Source organism: Frigoribacterium sp. PhB24, assembly GCF_003755185.1.
Taxonomy (GTDB): domain Bacteria; phylum Actinomycetota; class Actinomycetes; order Actinomycetales; family Microbacteriaceae; genus Frigoribacterium.
Genome location: NZ_RKIC01000012.1, coordinates 300,523 through 323,450, shown reverse-complemented (window position 1 = coordinate 323,450; position 22,928 = coordinate 300,523). Strand labels below are relative to the sequence as shown.

Annotated in this window: 17 protein-coding genes; 4 read left to right on the top strand and 13 right to left on the bottom strand. The window is 70.4% G+C overall.

Going from position 1 to position 22,928, the window contains the following annotated elements:
- Positions 1-2 precede the first annotated feature (2 nt).
- The 8 genes from EDF50_RS11450 to sucC all read right to left on the bottom strand — a co-directional run bounded on the left by EDF50_RS11450 (position 3) and on the right by sucC (position 11,174).
- On the bottom strand, positions 3-791 hold the full coding sequence (locus tag EDF50_RS11450; protein WP_123519715.1) for a GNAT family N-acetyltransferase: 789 nt from the start codon (positions 789-791) through the stop codon (positions 3-5).
- Between the two features lie 132 nt (positions 792-923).
- Complete coding sequence (locus EDF50_RS11445; protein WP_123519647.1) at positions 924-2,849, bottom strand: ABC transporter ATP-binding protein; 1,926 nt, start codon at positions 2,847-2,849, stop codon at positions 924-926.
- On the bottom strand, positions 2,846-4,681 hold the full coding sequence (locus tag EDF50_RS11440; protein ID WP_123519646.1) for an ABC transporter ATP-binding protein: 1,836 nt from the start codon (positions 4,679-4,681) through the stop codon (positions 2,846-2,848). Before EDF50_RS11440 ends, EDF50_RS11445 begins: the two co-directional genes overlap by 4 nt.
- A 396-nt stretch (positions 4,682-5,077) precedes the next feature.
- Positions 5,078-6,742 (bottom strand): bifunctional phosphoribosylaminoimidazolecarboxamide formyltransferase/IMP cyclohydrolase, encoded by a 1,665-nt coding sequence (purH, locus tag EDF50_RS11435; protein WP_123519645.1) that lies wholly within the window; start codon positions 6,740-6,742, stop codon positions 5,078-5,080.
- Positions 6,739-7,332, bottom strand: coding sequence for a phosphoribosylglycinamide formyltransferase (gene purN / locus EDF50_RS11430; protein ID WP_123519644.1), 594 nt, complete (start codon positions 7,330-7,332; stop codon positions 6,739-6,741). The genes purH and purN overlap by 4 nt, the downstream gene beginning before the upstream one ends.
- Positions 7,333-7,393: 61 nt before the next feature.
- Complete coding sequence (locus tag EDF50_RS11425; RefSeq protein ID WP_123519643.1) at positions 7,394-8,938, bottom strand: DUF6350 family protein; 1,545 nt, start codon at positions 8,936-8,938, stop codon at positions 7,394-7,396.
- A 169-nt stretch (positions 8,939-9,107) separates the two neighbouring features.
- Positions 9,108-9,995, bottom strand: a complete 888-nt coding sequence (gene sucD / locus EDF50_RS11420) for a succinate--CoA ligase subunit alpha (RefSeq protein WP_043594275.1) — start codon at positions 9,993-9,995, stop codon at positions 9,108-9,110.
- Positions 9,996-10,010: 15 nt separating this feature from the next.
- The gene (gene sucC, locus EDF50_RS11415; protein ID WP_123519642.1) at positions 10,011-11,174 is read right to left on the bottom strand and encodes an ADP-forming succinate--CoA ligase subunit beta; all 1,164 of its coding nucleotides are present in this window, start codon (positions 11,172-11,174) and stop codon (positions 10,011-10,013) included.
- Positions 11,175-11,385: 211 nt separating this feature from the next.
- Here sucC and EDF50_RS11410 point away from each other — a divergent pair, with 211 nt between their 5' ends.
- The 4 genes from EDF50_RS11410 (at position 11,386) to EDF50_RS11395 (ending at position 14,933) form a co-directional block, all read left to right on the top strand.
- Positions 11,386-11,796 (top strand): ester cyclase, encoded by a 411-nt coding sequence (locus EDF50_RS11410; RefSeq protein ID WP_123519641.1) that lies wholly within the window; start codon positions 11,386-11,388, stop codon positions 11,794-11,796.
- A 43-nt stretch (positions 11,797-11,839) separates the two neighbouring features.
- Positions 11,840-12,073, top strand: coding sequence for a hypothetical protein (locus EDF50_RS11405; protein ID WP_123519640.1), 234 nt, complete (start codon positions 11,840-11,842; stop codon positions 12,071-12,073).
- A gap of 472 nt (positions 12,074-12,545) precedes the next feature.
- Positions 12,546-12,749 (top strand): hypothetical protein, encoded by a 204-nt coding sequence (locus EDF50_RS11400; protein ID WP_123519639.1) that lies wholly within the window; start codon positions 12,546-12,548, stop codon positions 12,747-12,749.
- Between the two features lie 246 nt (positions 12,750-12,995).
- Complete coding sequence (locus EDF50_RS11395; protein ID WP_123519638.1) at positions 12,996-14,933, top strand: thioester domain-containing protein; 1,938 nt, start codon at positions 12,996-12,998, stop codon at positions 14,931-14,933.
- A gap of 32 nt (positions 14,934-14,965) precedes the next feature.
- Here the strand turns inward: EDF50_RS11395 and EDF50_RS11390 are convergent, their stop codons facing one another.
- From EDF50_RS11390 to EDF50_RS11365, 5 genes are all read right to left on the bottom strand, one after another.
- Positions 14,966-19,396, bottom strand: coding sequence for an FtsK/SpoIIIE domain-containing protein (locus tag EDF50_RS11390; protein WP_123519637.1), 4,431 nt, complete (start codon positions 19,394-19,396; stop codon positions 14,966-14,968).
- On the bottom strand, positions 19,393-19,989 hold the full coding sequence (locus tag EDF50_RS11385; RefSeq protein ID WP_148076824.1) for a hypothetical protein: 597 nt from the start codon (positions 19,987-19,989) through the stop codon (positions 19,393-19,395). The genes EDF50_RS11390 and EDF50_RS11385 overlap by 4 nt, the downstream gene beginning before the upstream one ends.
- A gap of 34 nt (positions 19,990-20,023) precedes the next feature.
- On the bottom strand, positions 20,024-20,743 hold the full coding sequence (locus tag EDF50_RS11380; RefSeq protein WP_123519635.1) for a hypothetical protein: 720 nt from the start codon (positions 20,741-20,743) through the stop codon (positions 20,024-20,026).
- A 601-nt stretch (positions 20,744-21,344) separates the two neighbouring features.
- Positions 21,345-22,604: a putative T7SS-secreted protein gene (locus EDF50_RS11370; RefSeq protein WP_123519633.1), complete on the bottom strand. Its 1,260-nt coding sequence runs from the start codon at positions 22,602-22,604 to the stop codon at positions 21,345-21,347.
- Entirely contained in the window at positions 22,601-22,897 is a 297-nt protein-coding gene (locus EDF50_RS11365) for a hypothetical protein (protein ID WP_123519632.1), read from the bottom strand. Before EDF50_RS11365 ends, EDF50_RS11370 begins: the two co-directional genes overlap by 4 nt.
- Positions 22,898-22,928 lie beyond the last annotated feature (31 nt).

Here is a 22,928-nt window from a genome sequence, read left to right as displayed (position 1 = left end):
CCTCAGCGGGTCCAGTCGTACGGGGTCGTCGTCGACACGGCGACCAGGCCCGACCGTTCGAGGATCGGACGCGAGTCGTCGGTCGAGTCGCTGTGCACGAGGGTCTTGCCCTGCGCGAGAGCCGACCGCGCCCGCGCGGCGGTGAGCGCCCGGTAGATGCCGCGGTGACGGTAGGCCTCGAGGGTGGCACCACCCCAGATGCCCACGAAGTCCGTGCCGGGGACGGGTTCGAGTCGTCCACCGCTGACCATCCGGCCGTCGACCTCGGCGACCCAGAGCTCCATGCCGTCGTCCCGGCCCAGCCGCGCGAGCAGCGCGTCGGCCATCCGCGCGTCGACCGCTTCGCCGAAGGCCTCGTCGACCATCGCGCTCATCGCCCGGACGTCCGTCTCGGTGGTGACGCGACGGACCGTCACCCCCTCGGGCGCCTCGCCGAGGTCCGCGAGGGCGCCGAGCGGCCCGATCATGATCGACTCGGGCTCGCCGGCCGCGAAGCCCGAGGCCACGAGCGCGTCGTGCAACCCGGGCGCCTCGTCGTGACCACGGCTCTTCCACTCGACGCGCGTGATCTCGGTGTCGGCCCGGAAATGGGCGACGGCGGCCGCCACGAGCTCGCGCACCGCCTCGGCATCCGCCCCGCCGAGGTCACGGTAGGTGACGAAGCCGCGGCCTCCGGCGAAGGTGACGAGCCGCAGCGGACCGTGCCGGGTGACGGAGACGGCGCTCGGCGTCTCGGCATCGGTGCGGAGTTGCTCGTCGTAGGCCTGCAGGTAGTTCGTCGCGTCGGTCATCGGGGACACGCTAGCCGAGCCGGCGAGGACGGACCGGCGGGCCCGTCGGATGCGGCCGGTCGTGACCGACCGCATCCGACGCAGTGACTCGCCTCGTCCGTCCGTCCGTCCGTCCCGACCGCCCGGACGGCCTCACACGAGCGAATCGCGCCAGGCCGCGTGCAGCTGGGCGAAACGCCCCGTGCCCGCGATCAGGTCGTCCGGGGTGCCGTCCTCGACGATCTTGCCGTGCTCCATGACGAGCACCCGGTCGGCGATCGCGACCGTCGACAGGCGGTGGGCGATGATGACCGCGGTGCGGTCGGCGAGCAGGGTCTGCAGCGCCTCCTGCACCATGCGTTCGGACGGGATGTCGAGCGACGCCGTCGCCTCGTCGAGGATCAACACGCTCGGGTTCGCGATGAACGCCCGGGCGAACGACAGCAGCTGACGTTGCCCGGCCGACACCCTGCCGCCGCGCTTGTTCACGTCGGTGTCGTACCCGTCGGGCAGGGCTTCGATGAACTCGTGCGCACCGACCGCCTTCGCCGCCCGCACGATCTCGTCACGCGACGCGTCGGGCTTGCCGAGCGAGATGTTGTCCGCCACCGAACCCGAGAAGAGGTAGGCCTCTTGGGTGACCATGACGATCGCGCGGCGCAGGTCTTTCGGGTGCAGGTCGCGCAGGTCGACGCCGTCGAGCGTCACCGCACCGCGCGTCGGGTCGTAGAAGCGCGAGATGAGCTTGGCCAGCGTCGACTTGCCTGCTCCGGTCGAGCCGACGAGGGCGATGGTCTGCCCCGCCGGCACGTGCAGGTCGAACCCGGGCAGCACGACCGTGTCGGCGTTGTAGGCGAACTCGACGTCGTCGAAGTGCACCTGGCCCTTGGCGTCCCACAGGTCGACCGGACGCGTGGGGTCGGGCACGCTCGGCTGCTCCTCGAGCACGCCCGAGATCTTCTCGAGCGCGGCCGACGCAGACTGGTAGCCGTTGTAGAACATGGCCATCTCTTCGGCGGGGTCGAAGAACCGCTTCGCATAGAGCGCCACCGCGAGCAGGGCGCCGATCTCGAGCGAGCCGTCGATCACCCGGAAACCGCCGAAGAGCACGACCGCCGCCAGGGTGGCGTTGCCGATCAGCACCAGCCCCGGGTCGAAGGTGCCGAAGAGGGTGAACACCTTCGAGTTGGCCTGGCGGTAGTCCTCGACGTATCCGGCGTACTCCTTCTCGTTGCGCGCCTCCTTGCGGAACGCCTGCACCGCGCGCATGCCCGTCATCGTCTCGACGAAGTGCACGATGACGCGGGCGCTCGTGACGCGGGTGGCCCGGAACAGCTTCTGCGAGCGCACCTGGAACCACCGGGTCAACGCCACGAGCGGCACGAGCGCGACGGCGAGCACGAGGCCGCTCTGCGGGTCGAGCGCGACGAGGGCCACGGCGGTGAACACCATGTAGAGCAGACCCGAGACGAGCTGATTGATGCCCGAGTCCAGCAGCTCTCGGATCGAGTCCAGGTCGCTCGTCTGGCGCGAGATGATGCGGCCCGACGTGTACGTCTCGTGGAACTCGAGGCTGAGGCGCTGCGTGTGGAGGAACAACCGTTTGCGCAGGTCGAACAGGATCGCCTGGCTGATGCGCGCCGACAGCACCGTGTACTGGGCCATCAGCACCGCGCCGATGACGCCGGTGACCAGGTAGGCGACCACGACGAGGATCGCGGGCGCCCAGTCCTGATCGTCCATCAGCGCCGGGAGGGCGGTGTCGATGCCGATCGCGATCAGGGCCGGCCCCGCGACCTGCGAGGCCGTGCTGATCACGACGACGACGCCCATCAGCGCGAGACGCCAGCGCAGCGGGTGCACGAGCGAGCCGAGGAGGCGCAGCGAACGACGGCGCAGCCTCTTGCTCTCGTCCTTGGTGAAATTCTCGCGCTCTTCGCCGCGGACGCCCTGCGTGGTCGAGCCCTGCTCGGCGCGCTTCTCGGCGGGCGTGCGGCCGTCGAGCGCCTCGTGCTCGACGGGGCCGTCGGCGACTGCCGGACGATCGGGACGGTCGTCCTCGAGTGTCGTGTGGGTCATGCGAGCACCTCCTCTCGGCTGGTGGTGGAGTCGTCGTCGAGCGACGAGATGACGTAGCGGTAGTGCTCGTTGCTCGCGATGAGGTCGGAGTGGCGGCCCACGGCGGTGACCGTGCCGTTCTCGAGCAGCGCGACCCGGTCGGCCAGAGTGACGGTCGACGGTCGGTGGGCGACGATCAGGGAGGTCGTCGACGCGAGCACGCGTCTCAGACCGGCCTCGACGCGCGCCTCGGTGTCGACGTCGAGGGCCGACAACGGGTCGTCGAGCACCAGCACGGCCGGACGGGCCGCGATGGCCCGGGCCAGCGCGAGGCGTTGACGCTGACCGCCGGACAGGCTGAGGCCCTCTTCGCCCACGCGGGTGTCGACGCCCTCGGGCAACCGCTCGACGAAGTCGGCCTGGGCGATCTCGAGCGCCTCGCGCATGACCCGGTCGGCCTCGTCGGGGTCGTCCGCGAGATCGGGACGGCCGAGCAGCACGTTGTCGCGCACGGACGCACTGAACAGCGTCGCGTCCTCGAAGGCCATGCCGATGTGACGGCGGAGCTCTTCGCGGCTGAGGTCTCGGACGTCGACGCCGTCGATCAGCACCTGCCCGCCCGTGACGTCGTAGAGCCGCGACACGAGTGACAGCAGGGTGGTCTTGCCCGACCCGGTCAGGCCGACGAGCGCCATCGTCTCGCCGGGCTCGACGACCAGGTCGACCCCGTTGACGAGGTCGGAGAACTGGGCCGGCGAGTCCTGGTAGCGGAAGTGCGTGCCCTTGAACTCGAGGCGACCGTGGGGTTCGACGATCGTCGACGGGTTCTCGGGATCGGTGACCGTGTTCTCGCTGTCCATCACCTCGAAGTAGCGGTCGACGGCCGTGCGGGTGTCGAAGGTCATCGAGAGCAGGAACCCGATCGACTCGACCGGCCAGCGCAGCACGGTCGCCGTCGCGAAGAAGGCGAACAGCTGGCCGACGGTCAGCTGACCGTCGGCGGCCAGCCAGACGCCGCCGAGCAGACACAGGGCGAAGGCCACGTCGGGGACGAGCAGCAGCCAGAGCCACAGCTTCGAGATGGCCTCGGCCTTCTCGATCTCGGTGCCGCGCAGGTCTTCGGCCTGCTTGGCGAACTCGCGGAGCGAGTGCTTGCCGCGGCCGAAGGCCTTGAGCACCCGGATGCCGTGGACGCTCTCTTCCACGCTGGTCGCCAGGTCACCGACCTGGTCCTGACTTCGACGGGCGACGACCGAGTAACGCTTCTCGAAAGCGAAGCTGACGAAGAAGACGGGTGCCGACGCGACCAGGAAGACGAGACCCAGAACCCAGCTGTACCAGAACAGCACGACGAAGCCGACGACGATCGTGAGCACGTTGACCACGAGCAGCACGACACCGAACGCGAGCCAGCGACGGATGAGGCTGAGGTCGCTGACCGATCGGCTCAGCAGCTGACCGCTCTGCCACCGGTCGTGGAACGTCACCGGGAGGTCTTGCAGCTTGGCGTACAGGGAGTTGCGCATGGTCGCCTCGACGTGGGTGCTCGGCGTGAGCACCAGTCGCCGACGGGCACCGATCATGATCGCCTCGGCCACACCGAGGGCCAGTACGACGGCGAAGGCGGGCCACACCTGCGATCGATCGCCGCTCGACAGCGGTCCGTCGACGAGCAGTTGCAGGACGAGGGGGATCAGCAGGGCGACGACGGCGGCGAGCAGGGCCGCGATCATGCCCAGCACGATGCGGGGCAGGGCCGGCTTGACGTAGGGGTACAGCCGAGCGAGAGACCGCACCGTCGAGGGGCGCTTCGCGGGATCGGGCGGACGGGCGGACGAGGACTTCTGAGACATGGCTGATCCAAGTGTCGTGATCTGGCACAGGCGAGGGCGCAGGGCGCTGACCCGTTGTGGAGAAAGGTGGTGCGGCGACCGTCCAGGAGGACGCGTGGTCGCACGGTCGTGCCCGGGACGTCGCCGGGCGAGGGTGTCGGAGTGGTGCCGGCGGGCGGCGGGCCGACTGGTCTAGCTGATCGGTGTCGGGCTCGGCGACGCCGAGGAGGCGCGACCCACGCGAGCACCGTCGGTGGCCGTACCCACCGTGGTCAGTGTCGTCGTCGTCATCATGTCCTCCTGAGTGTCGTCGTCCGTCCGTGCGGTCGTGACCGACCGGCTGTGAGCAGCCTTACAGGATATGCGTGCTGTCGACTCCGCCGCAAGACTGAATCGTTCGGATCGGTGGACGACGCCCTAGTGGAAGAAGTGGCGTTCGCCCGTGAAGTACATCGTCACGCCGGCGGCTGTCGCCGCGGCCACGACCTCGTCGTCGCGGATCGACCCGCCGGGCTGCACCACCGCGGCCACCCCGGCGTCGAGCAGCACCTGCAGCCCGTCGGCGAACGGGAAGAACGCGTCCGAGGCCGCGACCGACCCGCTCGCGCGGGCGCCGGCGCGGTCGACTGCGAGGTGGCAGGAGTCGACCCGGTTGACCTGGCCCATGCCCACGCCGACGGACGCCCCGCCCGAGGCGAGCAGGATCGCGTTCGACTTGACGGCGCGTGATGCCTTCCAGGCGAACTCGAGGTCGGCGCGTGTCGCGGCGTCGGCCTCGTCGCCGGCGACGAGCGTCCAGCCGTCGGACGTGAACGCGTCGAACCGGTCGGCGTCCTGCACGAGCAGGCCACCGGAGATCTGCTTGACCTCGCGGGCCTCGCGGGCGAAGCCGGCGGGCAGGGTGAGCAAGCGGATGTTCTTCTTGGCGCTGAGGATCTCGACGGCCTCGGAGTCGAACGCCGGGGCGATGACGACCTCGGTGAAGATGTCCGCGACGGTCTCGGCCATGGCGCGCGTCACCGCGCGGTTGGCCGCGATGACGCCGCCGAACGCCGAGACGGGGTCGCAGGCGTGTGCCCGCTGGTGCGCGTCGGCGATGGCGTCGACGGCGTCGGGCGACGCCACGGCGATGCCGCAGGGGTTCGCGTGCTTGATGATCGCGACGGCGGGCTCGTCGAAGTCGAAGGCGGCGCGCAGGGCCGCGTCGGCGTCGACGTAGTTGTTGTACGACATCTCTTTGCCGTGCAGCTGCGTCGCCTGCGCGATGCCGCGCCCCGAGGGGGTGGCGTAGATCGCGGCGGCCTGGTGGGCGTTCTCGCCGTAGCGGAGGGTGTGCTGCAGCTCGGCCGAGAGGGTGACCACGGGGTCGAAGCCGGCCCGCGCCTCCTGCTCGTCGACGACGGACGAGGAGGCGCTGGTCGCCGAGGCGGATGCGTCGGCCTCGGTTGGCACACCCACGTGTGCGGCGAAGTACGCCGACACTGCCGTGTCGTACGCGGCCGTGTGGGCGAAGGCCTCGCCCGCGAGACGCTGCCGCTGGGCCAGGGTCGTGCCGCCCAGAGTGAGCGCCTCGACGACCTGGGGGTAGTTCGTCGGCGAGACCACGATCGCGACGTTAGCGTGGTTCTTCGCGGCGGCACGCACCATCGCGGGGCCGCCGATGTCGACGTTCTCGATGACGGTGGGAACGTCGGCTCCGGACGCGACGGTCTCGACGAACGGGTACAGGTTGACGACGACGAGCTCGAACGCGGCGATGTCGAGCTCGGCCAGCTGCGCCTCGTGCGATTCGAGACGCAGGTCGGCGAGGATGCCGGCGTGCACCGCGGGGTGCAGCGTCTTGACACGACCGTCGAGCGATTCGGGGAACCCGGTGACGCTGCTGACCTCGGTGACGGCGTGGCCGGCGTCGCGGATGGTCTGTGCGGTCGAGCCGGTCGACACGATCTCGACGCCCGAGGCCGACAGCGCCGCCGCCAGGTCGAGCAGGCCGCTCTTGTCGCTGACGCTGATCAGGGCGCGACGCACGGGCACGGCGTCACGGTCGCGGTAGAGGCTGGGGTCGATGGCGTGGCCGCTCATGCGGTGGGCTCCTGTTCGAGAGAGATCGTGGCGTTGGCGATGTCGAGCACGGTCTGCACGAGCAGTTCGCGTTCGACGACCTTGATGCGGTCGTGCAGCGACGACTCGTCGTCACCGGGCAGCACCGGGATGCGGCGTTGCGCGAGGATCGGGCCGCTGTCGACGCCCTCGTCGACGACGATCACGCTGGCGCCGGTCTGGTCGACCCCGGCCGCGAGCGCGTCACGCACGCCGTGCGCCCCGGGGAACTCGGGCAGGTAGGCCGGGTGCGTGTTGATGAGGTTCGGGGCGAGGGCCGCGACGACCCTCGGCGGCACGAGCCGCATGAACCCGCTGAGCACGACGAGGTCGGGCTGCCACTGCTCGATCTGCGCCAGCAGCTCGTCGCCCCAGGCGGCGCGGTCGGCGAAGTTCGAGAACGAGACCGAGAAGGTCGGCACGCCGAAGTGCTCGGCGTGTTCGAAGCCGTCGGCTTCGCGGTCGGCACCGACGGCGACCACGCGGGCGGGGTACTCGGCGTCGCTCGCGGCCTCGAGCAGCGCCCGCAGGTTCGAGCCACCACCGGAGATGAGCACCACGAGCTTCAGCACCCGGCAAGCCTAGCGGGCCGGGCGTCCGCACCGCGGGGCGGACGGACGGCCCGTGACGGCCTCAGCGCGTGATGCCCTCGATGCGCTCGGTGTCGTCACCGTCGGATCGCGGGGCGGAGGGCGGAGCGGTCGCGGACTCGCGCGCCTCGGCCCTCGTGGGCACCGCGGGCTCATAAGCCCATCGGGCCCCGTCACTCCCGTCGGCCTTCTCGGTCTTCTCGGTCTTCTCGGTCTTCTCGGTCTTCCGGGACCGTGTATCTCTCCAGGCCTTCCAGACCTGCCCGGCCTTCCCGGACTTCCCGGTCTTCCCGGTCTCGTCGACCGCGTCGGCATCGTCACGCCGCTCGGAGCCGAGCCCGTCCGAGGTGGCCTCGGCCCGTTCGCCCACGAGCCTCGACGGCGTGACGACCATGGCCAGGACACCGGCAACGGCGAACTCGAGCGCCGCGAATCCTCCGACCAGCAGGGGGTCTGGGCCGACGACGGCGAGTCGTCCGGGCCCGGCCGAACCCGAGGCCGCCCAGGCGAGCAGGCCCAGCAGCACTCCTCCGACGAGGCCGCCGACGACCGCGACGACGACGCGGCGGAGCGTGTCGTCGACACCGTGGCCGGCGAGCACGCGCTGCAGTCGCGGCCTCAGCAACGTGGCGCAGACGTACGCGGCGACGATGGGCACGAGCAGCCCGACGAAGCCGAACGACAGGTCGGCGGTCGGCAGGGCGCCCAGGAACGGGATCGCAGGCATGGGGCCGACCGCGGTGCCCAGCGGCGAGATGGACGACCCGGTGCCGATGGCGAAGCCGGGGCCGACGAGCCACGACGCCGCCCAGACGACGACGTCGGGCAGGAGCGCGAGTTGACCGAGCGTCAAGGCGAGCCCGCCGAGGAACCCGCCGTGCGCTCCTTCGTACAGGGTGATGATCTCGGCGTAGTTCGTCACGATCAGCACCGAGACGATCAGGGCCGACACGGCGAGCACGGCGGACGCGGCCACGGCGCCGAGGCGCAGCCCGGCTGTGGCGATGGCGGTCACCTGACCGGGCAGTCGCGTCAGCAGTCCGATGACCACGCCGGTCACCGGGTCGGGTGCCTCACCGCGGCGACGTCGGGTGACCTCGGCCATCGCGACGACGGGCACGGCGTAGACGAGCGCGGGCAGCAGCGTGCCCTGCCACAACGACGGGCGGGCGAGCTCGTGCTGCGCCGCGGCCGCGAGGGCGAGGGACAGCAGCGCGAAGGTGCCGATGGTCACGAGCACACCGGTCACTCGGTGGGCGGTCTCGGCTGCCGCCCGGCCGGCGCGGACTCCCATCAGGACCGTGAGCAGGGCGAATCCGAGCGCGGCCAGCGAGATGACGATGGGCGCGTCGGCTCCGGCGATGCCGGTCGCCGAGGCCGCGTCTGCGCTGAGCTGCAGGGTGAGATCGGCACCGTGCCCGACGAGCCAGGAGTCGACGGCCGCGCGCCAGAACACGATCCAGTCGATCTGCAGGCCGTACTGGAACGCCCAGAGCGACGTCAGCACGACGAGGGGGATGCCGACGCCGATGCCCACGACGAGCAGGGCTTCGAGCGCGGCGAAGAGGGCGGTGACTGGGCGGTTCATCGCGAGCGACTGTACCGGTGTCGGCGGGGGCGGGGCTGCTGCCCCGCCGCCCGCGACGACGACGCCACGACGTCGCGCCCGGACGACGACGGGCGTGTCCGTCGTGACCGGGCGTCCGAGGACGACCGGCCGTGACGAACACGCCCGTCGAGGAGGCGCGGGTCGGCCCCTAGAGGGAGGCGTAGACCTCGCGCAGCAGCGCCGCGGTCTCGCTCGGCGTCTTGCCGACCTTGACGCCGGCGGCCTCGAGTGCCTCTTTCTTGGCCTGGGCGGTGCCGGCCGAGCCGGACACGATCGCGCCGGCGTGGCCCATCGTCTTGCCCTCGGGGGCGGTGAAGCCCGCGACGTAGCCGACGACGGGCTTGGTGACGTGCGCCTTGATGTAGTCGGCCGCACGCTCTTCGGCGTCGCCACCGATCTCACCGATCATGACGATCGCCTTGGTGTCGGGGTCGGCCTCGAACGCTTCGAGGGCGTCGATGTGGGTGGTGCCGATGACCGGGTCGCCACCGATGCCGATGGCGGTCGAGAAGCCGAGGTCGCGCAGCTCGAACATCATCTGGTAGGTCAGGGTGCCCGACTTCGAGACCAGCCCGATGGGGCCGGAGCCCGAGATCGAGGCGGGCGTGATGCCGACCAGCGACTCGCCGGGCGTGATGATGCCGGGGCAGTTCGGGCCGATGATGCGGGTCGTGCCACCCTTGGCCTTGGCGAGGGCCCAGAACTCGGCACTGTCTTGCACCGGGATGCCCTCGGTGATGACGACGACGAGCGGCACCTCGGCCTCGATGGCCTCGACGACGGCGTCCTTGGCGAAGGCCGGCGGCACGAAGACGATCGAGACGTCGGCTCCGGTCTCGGCGACGGCCTCGGTGACGGTGCCGAAGACGGGCAGCTCGACGTCACCGTGGGTGACGGTCGTGCCGGCCTTGCGGGCGTTGACGCCGCCCACGACCTGCGTGCCGGCCTTGAGCATGAGGGCGGTGTGCTTGGTGCCCTCGCCGCCGGTGATGCCCTGGACGATGACCTTGCTGTCCTTGTTGAGGAAGATCGACATTGTTCTGTGCAGTCCTTACTTCGAAGCCAGCTCGGCGGCCTTGTCGGCAGCCTCGTCCATGGTCGCGACGACGGTGACCAGCGGGTGCGCCGCCTCCGCCAGGATGCGCCGACCCTCGTCGACGTTGTTGCCGTCGAGTCGCACGACGAGCGGCTTGGTGGCCGCGTCGCCGAGGATGCCCAAGGCGGCGACGATGCCGTTGGCGACCGCGTCGCACGCGGTGATGCCGCCGAAGACGTTGACGAACACGCTCTTGACCTGGGCGTCGCCCAGGATCACGTCGAGCCCGGCCGCCATGACCTCGGCGCTCGCTCCGCCGCCGATGTCGAGGAAGTTCGCGGGCTTCACGCCGCCGTGGGCCTCGCCGGCGTAGGCGACGACGTCGAGCGTCGACATGACGAGCCCTGCGCCGTTGCCGATGATGCCGACCTCGCCGTCGAGCTTCACGTAGTTGAGACCGGCCGCCTTGGCCTTCGCCTCGAGCGGGTCGGCCGCGTCGGCGTCCTCGAGCTCGGCGTGGCCCGGGTGGCGGAACTCGGCGTTCTCGTCGATCGAGACCTTGCCGTCGAGGGCGACGATGTCGCCCTGCTCGGTCAGCACGAGAGGGTTGACCTCGACGAGCGTCGCGTCCTCGCCCTCGTAGACGGCGTAGAGCTTGACCAGCACGGGAGCGACCTTCTCGATCAGCTCGTCGGGGAATCCGCCGGCCTTCGCGATCTCGGTGGCCTTCGCCAGGTCGATGCCCGCGCGGGGGTCGACCTCGATGCGAGCCAGGGCGTCGGGCTTCTCGACGGCGAGCTGTTCGATCTCCATTCCGCCCTCGACGCTGCAGAGCGAGAGGTACGAGCGGTTGGCGCGGTCGAGCAGCACCGAGAAGTAGAACTCCTGAGCGATCTGGGCGCCGCCGGCGATCATGACGCGCTTGACGACGTGACCCTTGATGTCGAGACCGAGGATGTCCTTCGCCGCGGCCTCGGCGTCGTCCGGGGTCTTCGCCACCTTGACGCCGCCGGCCTTCCCGCGGCCACCGACCTTGACCTGGGCCTTGACGACGGTGACGCCACCCAGCTTCTCGGACGCTGCTCGCGCCTCCTCGGGGGTGTCGGCCACGATGCCCGGCAGTACGGGCACGCCGTACTGCTCGAACAGGTCTCTGGCCTGGTACTCGAAAAGATCCACGCTGTTCTTCCAATCCGCATCGCTGCGTCGTCTCACCATGATCCGTCTCGACATCGAGCCATCTCGACATGAAGACAATGGGCCAGCGGTCAGCCTAGCGGGCGACCCGAGGGGTACGCCGAGCGTCGCGTCTGCTGTGAGCATCGGCGGCAGGTACGCGGCTGGGGAGTAGACGAGAGACACCCCGACAGAACGAGAAACGGAGACACGCATGTCGAAAGAGAAGAACGTCGCCACGCAGCAACGCATCGGTGAGATCCTGACCGCCCGTGAGATCGACCGTCTGGGCGAGGGTTTCCACGCCGACGTCGTCGACCACGATCCGGCCCCCGACGCACCCGCCGGCCTCGCCGGCATCCAAGCCTTCTGGACCGAGTTCTTCGCGGCCTTCCCCGACGCCGACCTGCAGGTCGAGACGCTCGTCGCCGACGACGAGAACGTCACCGCGGTCTTCACGATCTCGGGCACGCACACCGGCACGTTCCAGGGCGCCGAGCCCACGGGCAAGTCGTTAACCGTGCGCGGCATCCAGGTCGGCCGCTTCGACGACGACGGCCTGCTCGTCGAGCGCTGGGGCGCCACCGACGAGGCCGGCCTCAAGCAGCAGCTCGGCCTGGCCTGAGCCGCGCCCCCACCACCCCGCACCACTCTCGAGAGGACGCACCATGAGCGACACGAACACCCCCGCAGCATCGGGCGACCAGCCCTACGACCAGGCCGACGAGTTCGCCGAGTCCGAGCAGATCGCGACCAACGACGCGGTCGCCGGCGAGACGGTCTTCCCCGGCGTCGGCGAGGGCAACGACGGCCCGACCGGTGGCGCGCCACGCGAGGGTTCGCCCGAGTACGCCTCGAACGACCTCGAGGGCGACGAGATCGACCTCGACGAGACCGAGTGACCTGAGATCACCACCGTCTGACGACGCCCCCGCCGCACCTCGCGGCGGGGGCGTCGTCGCGTCACGGCTCCTCCCCCGGCGAGCGACGTCGAGAACAGTGCACAGGAGGCGCGGTGCCGGCCTCGGCGGCCGAGTGGCGGCCCGATCGTCGGCGGACGGTCTTGACCATCAGCAATCTGACATGTCACGCTTCGGTACACGTCTCGACTGGCGGGACGATCCACTCGGAAGGAACGAAGAAGTTCATGTCTGCACACAAGAGAATCGCGACGACAGGCTTGACCATTGGCGGGTCCTACTACGGCATGGGTCAAGCTGCCGGCGAACGCTCGTATCACGCGGGACTCCGGAACGCCGAATATCAGCGGGTCACGTGGCAAGTACGCTCTCTCGCCTTGACCGCTTGCGGCGCAGTCGGCGGGCCGGTCTTCATGACGGGTTTCGAGAACAAGTTCTACTCGATGATCCGTCGATGAGTCGCCTCGAGCTGCAGATCTTTCTGACGATCGTCGCAGCGGTCGCGATTCTTCAGACGATCGCGGCTGCGATCCGCCCTGGCGGCTCGTCGAGCATCGGAATCGCCATCACCGCAGCCCTGGTCTGCGTCGTCGCGGGTGCCTGGGGCCCGGACAGGAGGGCAGCAGAAAAGGAGGACAAGAAAGACGGAGCGGGGTGAGTCGAGGTCGGCGCCATCCTCACGGCGCGGTTCACTCACCCGCCACCGGCACCAGAACGCGACGAGATCGACCTCGACGAGACCGAGTGACCTGAGATCACCACCGCCTGACGACGCCCCCGCCGCACCTCGCGGCGGGGGCGTCGTCGCGTCACGGCTCCTCCCCCGGCGAGCGACGTCGAGAACAGTGCACAGGAGGCGCGGTGCCGGCCTCGCCAGCCGGGGTCGCTGACCGATCGTCGGTGCATGACATCACCGACCAACGCCCTCAGACCCCCCAGGCGACGCCTCACGCTCGCGCTCGCCCTCGTGTTCTCCGTCGCCGTCGGCCTGCTCGGCCAGGCCCCGGCCGCCGCCGTGACCGGTACGGGACTCGGCCCGGGCCACCTCTGGCGCGGCGACGGCGTCTCATGGCTCGGCACCTATCGACTCGACGACGGCACCCAGGCGTTCTGCCTCGAAGCCGGCAAGACCTCACCCGTCGGCAAGCATTACGACACGACCACGGGTGGCGACGTCATCGGCGTCTCGACCGACGACCACGCGCGTCTCGCGTACATCGCCCGCACGTGGGGTGGCACGACCGACCCCGACACGGCCGCCGCAGGACAACTCGCCGTCTGGACCATCACCGGGCTCAACGGCCACACCCAGCGGTACTACGCCGGACGGGCGAACGAACACTGGCCGGTCGTGCTCGAGCGGGCGAACCAGATGCTCGCCGAGGCGTCGTCGGCCGCGTCGAAGTCGGTCGTGGGGTCGGTGACGGTCGAGCTCTCGGCCGACGGAACGGGCATGATCCGCCCCGACCTCACGGTCGACCGGGTGACGGGTGGACCGACGACCCTCGAGCCCACCCATGCCGGCACGGTCACCCTGGACGGAGCCGTGTTCGCGGACGGCTCGACCACGGCGTCCGTGCACAACGGAGCCAGCGTCCCCGTCGTCGCCACCGGCGATGCCGCGCGGTTGACGGTGACCGCCTCGGTCGAGTTCGTCGGCCTGCCGTACGGCCGAGTGACCACGGTGGGGAACAGCCCTGCGGGGTCGCAGATGATCCTGTTCTCGGGCGGGGTCGCGGCATCTGCGTCCGAGTCGGCCAGCATCGAGCAGCTGTCACCCCTGCCCTTCCAGCCGACGGTGTCGACGGTCACCAGCGACACCGTGGCCGAGACCGGCACGGTCGTCACCGACCAGGTGACCCTCGACGTCGCACCCGGTGACGGGCTCCTGTCCGAGTGGGGGCGATACGACGACTCCGGCAGCTGGCGTCCCGTGCCGGTCACGGTGCGCAGCCGTCTGCTGGGGCCGTTCCTCGCTCCCGTGGTCGAGGATTCTGAGTGGCCCGCAGACGCCCCGCTGGTCTGCGAGGTCACCCTCGAGGTGCTCGACGGCCCGGGTACGCATTCGACCCCGGGCTGCGAGCTGCCCGGTGGCGGCTACTACACCTGGGTCGAGACGATCGACCCGGCGGACACCCCGGTCGAGGCAGGACGTGAGCGGGTTCGGCCGTGGCGCTCGCCCTTCGGCACGGCGACCGAGACGACCTTCGCTCCCTGGGCGCCGAAGATCTCGACCGTCGCGTCCGACGCGGAGGTCGGCCCGGGTGCCTGCGTCAGCGACGAGCTCACCGTCGTCGACCTGCACCCCGACGTTCCCGGCGGGGTCGACGTCGAGTCCGTACTCGTCGGACCGTACGCCGAGGCCCCAGCCGTGGGAAGGGACCTCGGTCCGATCGACCGCCTCGACCCGGGCCTCGTCGTCGCCCGCGAGACGGTGACCGTCGGCGAGGACGGCACGTACACGACGCCGTGCGTCACCCTCGAGCAGCCCGGCACGTACGTCTTCGTCTTCTCGTCCCCGGGGTCGGCGGCCGACGAGGACGGCAGCCGCATCGTCCCGGCTTTCGCCGACACGACCGTCCACCGTAGCGAGATGACGACGGTGCGTCAGCCTGCAGCGACTGAGGCCCCCGCTCCCCCGGTGAGGCTGGCCTTCACCGGTTCGGATGGTGGAGACCGCGTGTTGCTCGTCGCCCTCGGCATCGTCGGGACAGGCTTCGTGCTACTGGCCGCGGCGGGTGCCCTCCACGTCCGGAGGCGTCGCCTCACCGAGAGCTCCGACGAGGTCCCCGTCGCCGTCGAGACGGAGGCGCTGTCACCCGTCGGGTTGGGCGACGCCTGATGAGTCCCCGGGTGCGGGTGCCGGGGCCTGGCTCACCCGGCCCGGTCGAACGGCACCTGCACCCTGACGGCCTGGCCGCTGCCGTCGTCCACGAGGGCGAACCCGGGTGTCGGTCGGTCAGCGAGGTCGGACTTCGCCAGGCGGAGCCCCACCTGGTCGCCTTCGTTGGGCAGCTGCGGGCTGAGCACCGCGCCGCAACGGTTGTTCCTCACGTCGACCTGCCAGCCGGCCCACCCCGCCAACACCTCGCCGGTCGTCCCGGCCACGACGAGCGCCCGACCGCTGTCGGGGCACGCCCGGACGAACTCCGCGAGCCAGTCGGCCGCAGGGCAGTCCTTGAGGTGCTCGCCGTCGTCGATGACGAGCACGCGCGGGCCGTCCTGGCCGGCGAAGAAGGGTGCGAGATGGGCCTCCTCGACAATCCGGGTGGTGATCACCGCGACCACGCCGGGTGCCCCGTCGAGCGCCCGCAGCGGCGAGCGCCGTGGTGTGACGACGACGACCCCGATGCCCTGGGCCGTGAGCGACCGGACCACCGCGGTCAGGACGGTGCTGCGCCCGCTCTTCGGGGGCCCCGTCACCACGTAGCTGCCGGGGCCGTCGGCGAGATCCGGACCCATCGGCACGAGGTCATCACCACCGAGGCCGATCAAAGCGAACACGATCGCCGGGTCGCCGGCGCCCCGGCGGCACCAGGCCTCGTCGAACGACACCGGCCCTCCCAGCTGGTCGACACGGAAGGGTCGACGGCCGACGGGGACGTCTCGGTCGCGGCGTGTCGCCCGAGCCCCTCGTCGACGCAAGGCCTCGGCCTGTGCGTGGCCCGACGGGTCGACGTCGATCAGGGCGATCTGCGTCTCGACCGAGCTCTCGGCCGTGAAGCCGCGACCAGGAGGCAGGGTGTCGGGAAGCGTTCGAGGGTTCAGCCCGGCCAGGGCGTAGTCGGCCCGGTCGGTCAGACGCAGCAGCACCTTGTCGTCGACGAACGACGCCAGCCGGCCGGCGACGAGTTGACGGTCGCCCGTGACGATCACGTGCACCCCGACTGCGGCGCCCTCACGCAGCATCAGTGCCACCTGTTCGACGAGCTTCCCGTGCTCGATCTCGGCGAAGCTGCCCGTAAAGCCTTCCCACCGGTCGATCATGACGAGCAGATGAGGCAGCCGTTCGGCCTCGGGCACGGCGCGACGCTGTTCGACGACGCTCGCATGGCCGGTGGCGGCGAGCATCTGCTGCCGCCGGTGGGTCTCGTCCACGAGCTTCGCCAGCAGGCGTCGGACCCGGTCGTGCTGGGTCCGTTGGACGACGGCTCCGACATGCGGAAGGCTCTCGAGCGGCAGCAGGGCACCGCTGCCGCAGTCGATGCCGAAGAGGTGGACGTCCCCGCAACTCGTACGGTCGGCGAGCGCCGCGGCGATCGTGCGCAACGCCTGCGAACGTCCGCTGCGCGGGGCTCCGACCACGAAGAGATGGCCGAGGGTCTGGAGGTCGAGTGCGGCCGCTGCCTGACGCTGTTCAGCCGGGAAGTCCTGTCGTCCGAACGGCACGACGGGCAGGTCGCCGACCGCGCACCGGCCTCGATCGTGACCCGTCGGAGCGACGTCGTCGTCGAGCACGATCTGCTCGGGCAGCGCATCGAGCCAGGGACGGTGTGGCGGCGAGATTCCGAGTCGGGTGCTGGCCTCGGTGAGGGCGCCGACGAGCTCGACCAGGTCGGTGCGGCCGGCTCGATCGGCCGATGCCCGTGGCGGGGGTGCGGCGGCGGCCCGTCCGAGGTCGCTCCACTCGAGGGGGCTCGACCAGACCTCAGGCACGACCGCGGCCACCACACCCGCTCGCCGACCACCGACACGGCCGGCCTGGAACGGCACGAGCGCGCTGGCACCCAGCCGGACGAAGGCGCGGCCCGGTGTCGACTTGGAGATGCCGGCCGCGTCACCGGCGTCGATCACGTCACTGCTCTCGCCCGCGTCGGTCACGCGCAGGGCGATCCTCAGGTTCGTGTTCGCCCGGATGTCGCCGGTGACGACCCCCGTCGGTCGCTGCGTCGCGAGCACGAGGTGGATTCCGAGAGAACGCCCGCGCTGGGCGATGTCGACGAGACCGGTCACGAAGTCCGGCAGCTCACGGACCATGCTCGCGAACTCGTCGATGACGATCAGGAGGCGCGGCAGCGGCGGCCTCGCAGCGTCACCGCCCGCACCGTCGACGTAGTCCTCGAGGTCCTTGGCCCCGACGGCGGCGAGGAGGTGCTCGCGGCGGCGCAACTCGGCCCCGAGCGAACGCAGCGCCCGTTCGACCAGGTGGGTGTCGAGGTCGGTGACCATCCCGACCGTGTGGGGCAGCGGCGCGAAGTCCCGGAACGCGGCACCGCCCTTGTAGTCGACGAGGACGAACGTCATCGATTCGGGGGTGTTGGCGGCCGCGAGCGATGCGACCATGCTCTGCAGCAGCTCCGATTTGCCCGATCCGGTCGTTCCGGCCACGAGGCCGTGCGGGCCGTCCCGGCGGAGGTCGAACGAGAACGGGCCGTCGAGGCTTTCCCCGATGACGACCTCGGTCGTTGCGCCCGTGCGAGCCCACCGATCGAGCACGGCCTCCGGGGTGGGCGGTTCGAGCTGCAGCACGTCGAGCAGTCGCGATCGGGCCGGGAGTCCCCCCGTTCCGCCACCGTCATGGACGTCGACCAGCGGCGCGACGGCCCGCGCGACGGCCTCGAACCAGCCGGGGGGCAACAGGTCGGCCTTGACCTCGCGCACGTCGGCGGTGCGATGCACGTCGAGCGAGTGTGTCGTGACGCCGGAGGTGACGACGGCGACGCACTCCTCCGGAAGCGACCGGCGTTCGGAATCGACGCACACCGCGTACACGCCGACGGCTGGGCCCTCACGCAGGACGCGGACGAGCCCTGGCAAGGTCCGCAACCGCCGAGCGCCGTCGACGACGAGCACGATGTCGGTCGTCGCGCGGAGCGTCCCCCGTGATTCCCGCACCGCCCGCTGGCGGGCGTCGATCTCGGCCCCCAGCTCGGCGATGCGGCGGGCGACGGTCTCGGCGTCGTTGCCGAGCCGGACCATGGACGGGCGGCCGGCGTCGGGTCGGGCGTGGGGCACGTGGGCGAGCCAGGACCACTCGACGGCCGCGGCCTGCTCGGTCAGGACCACGAAGCGCACGTCGCGGGGGCTCTGGACGACGGCGAGCTGGGCCAGCATCCACGCCACCAGCGGTCTGGCGTGCTCGGATCGTCCCGCCACCCCGACGACTCCGTGGTCGGCCAGGCCGACGGTGACGGGCACGTCGACGGCAGGGCGGGCGACGGTCCGGCGGTGCTCGAGTTCGGCCGGGTCCTCGATGGTGACCCCCGAGGGCAGGTCGGCGGTGCCGATCCTGACTCGCAGGTGGTCGGGGTCGTCGCGACGACGTTCCCACAACCGCGAACGACGCCGGGCGGCGATGTCGAGCACGGTCGCGGCGTCAGGGCTGAGGTGTCGCAACTCGCGCTGCAGCTGCCGCACGGCGCTCTCGGCATCCGCCGCCACCGCCTCCTTCGTGGCCTGGTGGTCGGCGAGGCGCTGCCGGTGCGAGACCTTGCCGTTGCGCTTGTCATAGAGATGGTTGCCCATCATGACCACCGGCGACATGAGCCCGAAAGCGAGGAAGGCGACGTTCCCGAACACGGTGACCATGACGACGGCCATCAGCATCGGTGCGAGAGCCGCGACGATCGGCAGGGGCCGTTTCGTCGCTTGTTGGGGTTCGGCGGGGAACCGGAACGTCGTGGTCGGTCGCTCCGGCAGGAGGCGCGGTGGGCGCGCGTGGTCGAGGGTACCTCCGCCGTCACTCACGGTCGTCGCGGCGGATGGTTGTCCCGATGGTGCCACGGTGAGGAGGATGTCGCCGATCGTGATCAGACGATGTTCGTCGACGGTGACCGTGCCTCGGACGGGGACGCGGTCGACGAGGACCAGCGGCCCACGAGCGCCATCGTCGGACTCGACGAAGGCGTCCGCCGTGGGGGTCAGTGCAAAGCGCCCGGCACCGTCCAGTTCGATCGTCGCGACGATCGGGGGCACCCGCGGGCCGTCCAGTCTCACACCTGCGTCCGGGCTGCTGCCGAGGTGGACGAGCCCGACGTCGACGACGTGGATCGTCCCGGCACCGCGGCCTCCGATGATGCGGATGGTGGGGAGGTCCTGCGGGAGGCGGAGGTGCGTCGCGGGGCCGCCGAGGCCGAGAACGGCTCCGTCGAGCAGGACGCCCGAGCTGAGTCGCGCGGTCGGATCGACCGGGACTCCGTCGACGGTGATGATCCCGGGCTCGGCGGTCGAGGTCTGCCGCGGGTGGCCGAGTGACGACGCGAGGTGCCGGGCCACGGCGTCGACGGTGTGGTCCGGATCGACCACGACCGAGCGGTCGGCCCGGTGGCCCGTCGGGACGTGCAGGACGGTGACGTTCAGTCTCACGCGGCGGGCACCACGCTGATGCCGTCGACGAACACGTCGACCTCGTCGATCATGCCGTGGACACCCTCGGGGCCACCGACCTGGCAGGTGACGCGGAGGTCGTACGGCTCGGCACGGAAGGCGTAGACGAGGGTGGCGAGGAGGCCGTCGTCGCCCTCCAGGACCGAGTACCGCACGCCTCTGAGCCCCTGCCCGAGACCGCTCGTCTCGATCTCGTCGACGACGGGGGGCTCGATGGCGGCGACGTCGCTGTCGAGCACCAGGGCGCGGAGGGCGTCGCCACGCTCGCCCTGCGAGAACCCGACCTGGACGCGCAGCAACGATGGTGGGGTCGCGATGTCGGGTAGGTAGAGGTACCGGCGTTCGTCGCCGGGCGACCAGCGCGCCAGGGTCGAGAGCACCTCGGTCAACCAGGACCGGGAGGCGCGGGTAGACACCACGGACCGCTCGGCGACGGAACTCACGGTCGCCCTGATCCACGATCGAGGCGCGCGGTGATCGTCGTGCGGCCAGGAGCACGGAAGGGCTACCCAGGTCTCGGGGTCGTGCCCGATGAGGATGTCGAAATTGGTGGAGACGTCGGTCTCGGTCATGGGGCAGGTCGCTTTCTGTGACGGTCCGAGGAGTTCAGGCGAGGGGCCGGTCGGTGACGAGGCGCCCCCCGGCGTCACGCCAACGGAAGGTGCTGAGCATGGCGTCGAAGACGTCGGTGAGGGCGCCGACGACGCGGGCCTGTGCATCGGCATCGCCTTCATCGGGCGCGTCTGGAGTCGCCGAACCGACGGTGAGTACGAGGGAGATCAGCCTGTCGTCGTGCCCGGCGATACGCGCCAGAACGGTTCGACGGCGGAGAGGTGTCAGGGCACGAGGACCGTCGAGTCGCGCGTTTCGGCTTCCGGGCGCGAAGGCCCCGCCGGAGTCGTCCCAGACGACGGCGGGGTCTTCGGCGAGGACGATCGGGTTCGCCCCCTGGGTGGCGACTCGCCGCAGCAGCAGCCGGTCGAGGTCGGCGTGCTCGGATCGGGTGACGGGCACGGTCGCGACGACGATCGAGCACACGATGTCGGTGCCGGGCAGCGGGCCCCCGCTGAGGTACGAATCCATCACGCGACCGTGGCCGTCGGCCGCGAGCGCGCGTCCGAGCGCCGACCCGAACCGCAGCCGCCAGTCGTCGGGTGCCGTCGCGGTTCCGGGGGCGGGCGGGTCTCCCAGCTGCGCGGCGACGAACGCCGCGGCATCAGGCGCAGTCATCTCACCCGGCACCCGGACGAACCCCGGAGGCACGACGATCGAATACGACGCCGCCACCGTCCCGACCGTCCGCCCCACGTACCCCGCGCCGCTCACGACTCGTCCGGGGAGACGGGTGCCACCTCAGCAGACCGGACTTCGTTTGGGCGGTCACCAATGGTGCCGTTGGTGGTCTGCTCCGTCTCGTGCGTCCGGCGTTCATGACGGCGCCGACATCGCCCACGGACTACCTCGACCATCACCCGCATGCTGCAGACGAACTCAATGCTGCCTGCGACCGCCGAATCTCTTGGCCAAGCATCGAGTTCCCGGAACAAAAACGCGAACACGATGCTCCAGACGCCCCCGACGAACCCCATGTAAGCAACGAGTGGCACGTCCAGGGAGTGCGCATCGTCAGCCGTTGGGGAGCGCCAAAGGATCACCATGGCCGTGACAAGACATGCCGCCGCTACCCAGAAGGGCAAGGACGAACCGACAAATGGTGGCCAATCGTCCGTTGTGCTGAAGAGGGGGCCTCCGTCAGGGTTCAGGCGACGCGCGTCACCTCGACCGCCACCTCGCACTTGCAGCACTATCCGAGTTCCCTGGAACGTACAGAACGGCACCAATGCTGACAGCAGGAGGAGCGCGCTCAGAATGACGTTTCCTGGTCCTCGTCGATTGCTCTTGTGCATCCTCCGTCGACTGCGAGCCTTCACATCGAGCCTCTCGAACCGGTGGCCTTCCGCCAGACCTCAGCAGGGAGATTGACGCCGGCCAAAGCGGCGATCCCTTCCCCTGTCGACCGGACTTGATCGGCCGTTTGAATGACGCGAGCCGTATTGAGCTTGGCCAACATCGCCGCGATCTGAGAGGGGTCGTCGGCGAAGGCCCCCGGCCGAGACGCTCGCAGGAAATGCAGCATCTGCGCGACGCTCTCGTCGCCGATCCCCTTCAGAAGGAAGCGATCCCCAAGCCCTGGCTTTGCTCGGCTCCAGCTTCTCGCGACTCGCAGAGTGGCTAGACGGTTTGAATCCCCGCCCCTGACCAGCGCAGCAACGCGATTGGCGCTGACGACCTCGAGGGAAGCCTTGGCCGAGGCGGCGGAGGCTCCCCCAATGCCTAGTGTCGCGACGGAGATCAAGGCCATCGCCAGATCGAGTGCACTTCCTGTTCCGGCGGCGAATCGCGCTACGGCTAGACCGACGGACACGACCATCACGGCTACGACCAAGAGGTTGATGCCGGGGATCAACAAAGACGCCACAGCCAAGGCACCGCCCACGACGGTCAGGACGTCGAGGACCGTACTGATCCACGAGTCGTTCTCTTCCATCCACGTCTCGAAGGCGGCGAAGCCGGCGTCCCACGCACCCCCGAGGTCGTCCCAGAGGGTGTCGGCGAGGCCGTCGTCGGTCGCGTCGTCGATCTTGGCGATGGCGGTGTTCGCGGCGGTCTCGACGGACGTGTGTGCTTCGGTGAGTCGGCGCGCGTAGAGGGCCACCCGGCCCCGCGCCTCCTCGGCCTTCGAGCGTTGCGCCGCAGCTTGGTCGAGGTGCTCCTGCTTCGTGACCTCGTCGGTGGCCACGAGCGCGAAGTGCTCGAGCCGCTCGACCAGCTTCTCGGCCGCGGCGAGGTCGTCGACGGCGTCGCGGTGGTTCGCGAGAGCCGGTGCGGCAGCCTCTTGGGCGAGCGACAACTCTGACGAGTACGCCTTCAGCGCCGAACCCGTCTCGCCGTACCGCCCCTCGGCCCTGCCCAGGCTTGCCGACACCTGCGCCGCCTTGGCCAGGAAAGCGTCGAGGGCGTCGCTCGACGACGACCCCGCCTCGAGAGATCTCAACCTGGTGGCCGCCCCACGGATCGACGCCGCGACGGACTCGTAGTGGCTCGCCATGGCGTTCACCAGGACAGGGTCACCCGACACCCCCACCAACGATTCGGCAGCCACCCCGGCGAGCGTGCCGGCCGTCACTTGTCGCCGCCGAGCAAGACGCCCTCGAGTTCTTGCTCGACCTCGGTGAAGGTCGTGTCGATCGTCGACAACGCCTCGCCGAGCTCGGTGATCTGCTCAGCGAGCTGCGCCCGCCGGTCGTTCCCGTTCGTCGCGAACGACGAGATCTTCTCCGCCAGACGGGCGTGGCCACAGGCCTCGGCGGTTGCCGACGCCGACGAGTCGCCCGATTCGAATTCGGCCTTGACGGCGGCCAGGTCGGCGAGCAACGCCTCGAGACCCAGACCGTCGATGTTCAGGCTCGTTCGAGCCATAGGGTCCTCCCCTCGTGCCGGGAGGCCGGAA

What these genes read in the sequence shown, in the direction of transcription:
- EDF50_RS11365 (WP_123519632.1), bottom strand. Translation starts at nt 22,897, where the DNA reads ATGGCTCGAACGAGCCTGAACATCGACGGTCTGGGTCTCGAGGCGTTG.
- purH (WP_123519645.1), bottom strand. Translation starts at nt 6,742, where the DNA reads ATGAGCGGCCACGCCATCGACCCCAGCCTCTACCGCGACCGTGACGCC.
- EDF50_RS11440 (WP_123519646.1), bottom strand. Translation starts at nt 4,681, where the DNA reads ATGTCTCAGAAGTCCTCGTCCGCCCGTCCGCCCGATCCCGCGAAGCGC.
- sucD (WP_043594275.1), bottom strand. Translation starts at nt 9,995, where the DNA reads ATGTCGATCTTCCTCAACAAGGACAGCAAGGTCATCGTCCAGGGCATC.
- EDF50_RS11410 (WP_123519641.1), top strand. Translation starts at nt 11,386, where the DNA reads ATGTCGAAAGAGAAGAACGTCGCCACGCAGCAACGCATCGGTGAGATC.
- EDF50_RS11405 (WP_123519640.1), top strand. Translation starts at nt 11,840, where the DNA reads ATGAGCGACACGAACACCCCCGCAGCATCGGGCGACCAGCCCTACGAC.
- EDF50_RS11395 (WP_123519638.1), top strand. Translation starts at nt 12,996, where the DNA reads ATGACATCACCGACCAACGCCCTCAGACCCCCCAGGCGACGCCTCACG.
- EDF50_RS11425 (WP_123519643.1), bottom strand. Translation starts at nt 8,938, where the DNA reads ATGAACCGCCCAGTCACCGCCCTCTTCGCCGCGCTCGAAGCCCTGCTC.
- EDF50_RS11445 (WP_123519647.1), bottom strand. Translation starts at nt 2,849, where the DNA reads ATGACCCACACGACACTCGAGGACGACCGTCCCGATCGTCCGGCAGTC.
- EDF50_RS11385 (WP_148076824.1), bottom strand. Translation starts at nt 19,989, where the DNA reads ATGACCGAGACCGACGTCTCCACCAATTTCGACATCCTCATCGGGCAC.
- EDF50_RS11400 (WP_123519639.1), top strand. Translation starts at nt 12,546, where the DNA reads ATGAGTCGCCTCGAGCTGCAGATCTTTCTGACGATCGTCGCAGCGGTC.
- EDF50_RS11450 (WP_123519715.1), bottom strand. Translation starts at nt 791, where the DNA reads ATGACCGACGCGACGAACTACCTGCAGGCCTACGACGAGCAACTCCGC.